Here is a 4311-nt window from a genome sequence, read left to right on the forward strand (position 1 = left end):
CGTAGCTCAGTTGGTTAGAGCGCCGGCCTGTCACGCCGGAGGTCGCGGGTTCGAGTCCCGTCGCTCCCGCTTCGCGGTCGGGCCGATGACACCGCGTCGCGTGTCAGAGCGACTGCTCCAGGTCGCTGATCGGCTCGTACCAGCCCTGCTCGATGACGAAGGCCTGCAGGTCGCGGTCGAGACCGAAGAGGACTGCCACCGCGACGACGACGAAGGCGACGCCGACGCCACGCCGGAAGCGGCCACGAGGGTCGGCGAGCCAGCCGAGTTGCGCGGCCGCTGCCTGGCCGATCACCGCGATGACGAGGAGCACCGCGGCGAGCCCGATCGCGTAGGCGACGAGGTAGGCCGAGCCCTCGGCGAACGACGCGGGGAGGACGGTCGCGACGATGAGCGCGTACGTCGGGCTGCAGCTGCTGAACACCGGGCCGAGGGACGCGCCGATCGCGATGTCCCGCCCGAGACCCTCGCGGCCCGCGGACCCGTCGAGGAGCCGGGCAGAGGTGCGCTGCAGGCCGGTCGTCGCCGCCGCGCGCTCCCACAGCCCCGGCGCGAGGAAGCTGACGCCGAGCGCCAGCACGAGCAGGCCGGAGACGGTGCTCCACACCTCCTGGGGGACGCCGAGAAGCGCCGTCGTCCCCTTGAGCAGCCAGGTGAAGACGACGACGGAGACGGCGAGCGCGCTGACGATGACGACGGGTCGTGCCTCCGGGCGGTCGTCGCTCGCCACCGCCGCGCCACCGACGATGACGGGGAGCAGCGGCAGCGTGCACGGAGCGGCGGCCGTCAGGACCCCCGCCATGAAGGACACGACGACGAGGTCCATCAGGTGAGCTCGTCGAGCACCCGGTCGATCCGCGGGTCGTCGTAGGGGACGAAGCTCTCGAGCTTCTTCCCGTCGGCGTCGACCTTCACGACCGTCGTCTGGATCGTCACGCCGTACTTCTGGCGCAGATCCTGGTTGCTGTCGTAATCGACCTTCAGCACGGTGACCCCGTCGGGAAGCCCGGTCTCCTCGATCGATCGCTCGAGCTCCACGCACTGCGTGCACCACGGAGCGTGGAAGAACAGGAGGCGCGTGCCGTCGGAGCGCGCGAGCTCCCCCTCGGAGAAGTCGACGTACCGGCCGGGCGATGCTGCGGGAGCGGGGTCGGCCGACTCGGCGGCTGCCGCGCTCTCGGTCTCGCCCGAGGGCTTCGGCTCTCGCTCGGGTGTCGCGCTCTCGGTCTCGTCCGAGGGCTTCGGCTCTCGCTCGGGTGTCGCGCTCTCGGTCTTGTCGGCGGGCTTCGGCTCTCGCTCGGGTGTCGCGCTCTCGGTCTCGTCCGAGGGCTCCGGCTCTCGCTCGGGTGCCGTGGTCGGGCTCGGCTCGGGGGCCGCCGCCGGCGTCCTCTCGGCGATCGACGTCGCGGAGGACTCGTCGTCGGAGCCGCCGATCGCGAGGTACGCACCGCCGGCCGCGATCACGGCGACGAGGACTGCGACGATCTTCGAGTTCGTGCTCATGCCCCCAGTCTCGTGGCCGAAGATGACAAGGGGATGAACGTGGCGCCCCTGCTGCAGCGGTCTCCTCGCGAACGCTCCGGACGACGAACGAGCGCGCTGTCACGCCGGAGGTCGCCGGTTCGAGTTCCGTCGCTCTCGCTCTGCGGTTCTCAGGACGCACCAGCGGGCGCCGGCGCGTCCGCCGGGTCCGCGGAACCGCCTCGCGGTCGGCCATCCGTCGAGGGGCCTCCAACCGCTCTCACCGTGGTCGACAGGGCCGCCGATGCCGACGTCATGTCGACCGAGGCCGTCGTGCGCGCGCTCGACGCGGACGAGCTCGCTGGATGCGGGCTGCCCGTGTCCGTCCGCGATCTCGAGGGCCGGCACCTGTTCGTCAACGACGTGTACGCCGCGCTGCACGGCCTCGGGCCCGAGGAGATCGACGGCCTCACCGACGCGATGCTCGGCCCCAAGTCGGTCGCCGCCGCGCAGGCCCACCAGGATCAGCGCGCGCTGCAGGCGAACGGGATCCTCGACACCGTCGAGTGGACCGCAGACCGCGTCGGTCGGCGCAAGGTGCGCGTCTGTCGCGTCGTGCTGCGCGACGACGACGGCGAGCCCTATGCCGTCGCACGCGTCGCGTCGCCCGTCGAGGCGAGCGATTCCGCGCTGCGCATCGCCGAGCGGCTCGAGGAGATGAGCAGCGGCGCGGACGCGTTCGACGAGGAGCGGTCCGAGCCCGGACGAGGCCGGGACGATGCGGAGGCCGCCCGCCTTCGGGCCGCGCTCGCGCGGGCGAGCACGGCCGCCGCCGACGCGTCCGGCGAGGCGGTGCGCTTGCGCAACGCGCTCGACGAGGCGCGCGCTCGCGGGGACGAGCTCACCGCGGAGGCCGCGAGGCTGCGCGAGGCCCTTGCGGACGCTGAGCGCCGCGAGCGCGACGCGACCGCCGAGCTGACCTCCCTCCGCGACGCGCTCGCGGACGCGGAGCGGCGACTGGGCGAGGCGGCGAGCGCCGCGGGGACGGCCGAGGAGATGACGGCGGCGCGCGATCGCTTCGCGCGTGAGAGCGAGGAGGCGACGCAGGCGCTCTCCTCGGCGCGCGAGCGGATCGGCGCCCTGGAGTCCGAGCTCGCCGACGCTCAGCGCCAGGTGGAGGCGGCCGAGGCCCGGGCGGACGAGGCGCATGCGCAGGTCGGCGCCGATGCGGACGGTCTGCGACAGGCGCTGCAGGAGGCGAGCGCTGCGCGTGCCGAGGCGATCGCCGCGCGGGACGCCGCCCAGGCGGAGCTCGCGGAGCTCACGGCCGCCGTCGAGGCCGCGACGGCCGAGTCGGCGGAGCTGCGCGCCGGGCTCGATGCGGCGACCGGCGAGGCCGCGCGCGCGGCGGCCGTCGCGGACGAGGTCGCGGCCGCTCGGGACCACCTCGCGCGTGAAAGTGAGGAGGCTGCGCAGGAGCTCTCCTCAGCGCGCAAGCGGATCGGCGTCCTGGAGACGGAGATCGCCGACGCTCAGCGGCGGGCCGAGGCGGCGGAGGCCCGGGCGGACGAGGCCCACGCGCAGGTCGGCGCCGACGCGGACGGTCTGCGACAGGCGCTGCAGGAGGCGAGCGCTGCGCGCGCCGAGGCGATCGCCGCGCGGGACGCCGCCCGGGCGGAGCTCGCGGAGCTCGCCGCCTCTGTCGAGGCGGCGACGGCCGAGTCGGCGGACCTGCGTGCAGGACTCGAAGCAGCCACGGCCGAGTCGGCGGAGCTGCGCACCGGACTCGACGCCGCGACGGCCGAGTCGGCGGACCTGCGTGCCCAGCTCGGCGCGGCGGCGGACGAGGCTGCGCGCGCGGCGGCCGCCGCCGAGGAGGCCGCGACGGCGCGGGACCGTCTCGCCCACGAGGGCGAGGAGGCGACGCGCGCGCTCACCTCCGCACGTGAGCGGATCAGCGTCCTGGAGACGGAGATCGCCGAGGCGCGGCGACAGGTCGAGGCCGCGGAGGCGCGGGCCGACGAGGCGCGGGCGCAGGTCGGTGCCGATGCCGACGGCTTGCGGCAGGCTCTGCAGGAGGCCAACGCTGCTCGCGACGAGGCTCTCGCCGCGCGGGACGCCGCCGGACGGGAGATCGCGGACCTGCGCACGGCGCTCGACGCCGCGACCGGCGACGCCGCGGAGCTGCGTGCCGCGCTCGTGGCGACGCGAGGCGACCTGGGGACCGCGCGCGACCGCGTCGAGGCGCTCGAGGCCGACCTCGTCGCGGCACGACGCGACGCCGCGGAAGCGGAGACGCGCGCCGATGGCGCGCGGGCGCAGTCGCAGACCGACGTGGACGCGCTGCGGCGCTCGCTCCAGGAGGCGAACTCCGCTCGCGACGAGGCTCTCGCCGCGACGGACGCTGCGCGCGCCGACCTCGCCGACCTCAACGCGGCCCTCGACGCGGCGCGCGGAGACGCGACGGACGCGCGGGCCGCCCTCGATGCGGCGACCGCCGATGCCGCCCGCCTCCGCGACGCAGCCGAGGACGCAGCCGCCGAGGCCGCTGCGCTCCGCGACGCGCTCACCGCCGCACAGGACGCGGAGGCGGCCACCCGCGCGCGGGCCGAGGCCGCCGAGGCGTCCGCGGGCGAGAAGGGCACCGCCCTCGCCGAGGCGAGCGCTGCGAACGACGACCTCCGGGCCGAGGTCGCGCGCCGGCAGGCGGCGCACGAGGAGACGACGGAGGATCTCGGCCGCATCCGCGCCGCGCTCTCCGCCGCCGAGGCGCGCGTCGAGGAGCTCACGGCCGAGCGCGCGCAGGCGGCGGCGGCCGACGACGACCTGCGGCGTCGGCTCGCCGCGGCG

At 75.7% G+C, this 4311-nt stretch carries 3 protein-coding genes; 1 reads left to right on the forward strand and 2 read right to left on the reverse strand.

All coding sequences use genetic code 11. The features are described from left to right. Nucleotides 1-103 precede the first annotated feature (103 nt). Together ACME2J_RS21960 and ACME2J_RS21965 are read right to left on the reverse strand one after the other, a co-directional pair. The gene (locus ACME2J_RS21960; RefSeq protein WP_495547084.1) at nt 104-826 is read right to left on the reverse strand and encodes a cytochrome c biogenesis CcdA family protein; all 723 of its coding nucleotides are present in this window, start codon (nt 824-826) and stop codon (nt 104-106) included. Further along, nucleotides 826-1503: a thioredoxin family protein gene (locus tag ACME2J_RS21965; RefSeq protein WP_495547085.1), complete on the reverse strand. Its 678-nt coding sequence runs from the start codon at nt 1501-1503 to the stop codon at nt 826-828. The genes ACME2J_RS21960 and ACME2J_RS21965 overlap by 1 nt, the downstream gene beginning before the upstream one ends. 273 nt (nt 1504-1776) lie before the next feature. Here ACME2J_RS21965 and ACME2J_RS21970 point away from each other — a divergent pair. Next, nucleotides 1777-4311: PAS domain-containing protein (locus ACME2J_RS21970; protein WP_495547086.1), on the forward strand; the 2535-nt coding region annotated here is incomplete at its 3' end.

This window comes from Paraconexibacter sp. (assembly GCF_059438195.1).

What these genes read in the sequence shown, in the direction of transcription:
- ACME2J_RS21960 (WP_495547084.1), bottom strand. Translation starts at nt 826, where the DNA reads ATGGACCTCGTCGTCGTGTCCTTCATGGCGGGGGTCCTGACGGCCGCC.
- ACME2J_RS21965 (WP_495547085.1), bottom strand. Translation starts at nt 1,503, where the DNA reads ATGAGCACGAACTCGAAGATCGTCGCAGTCCTCGTCGCCGTGATCGCG.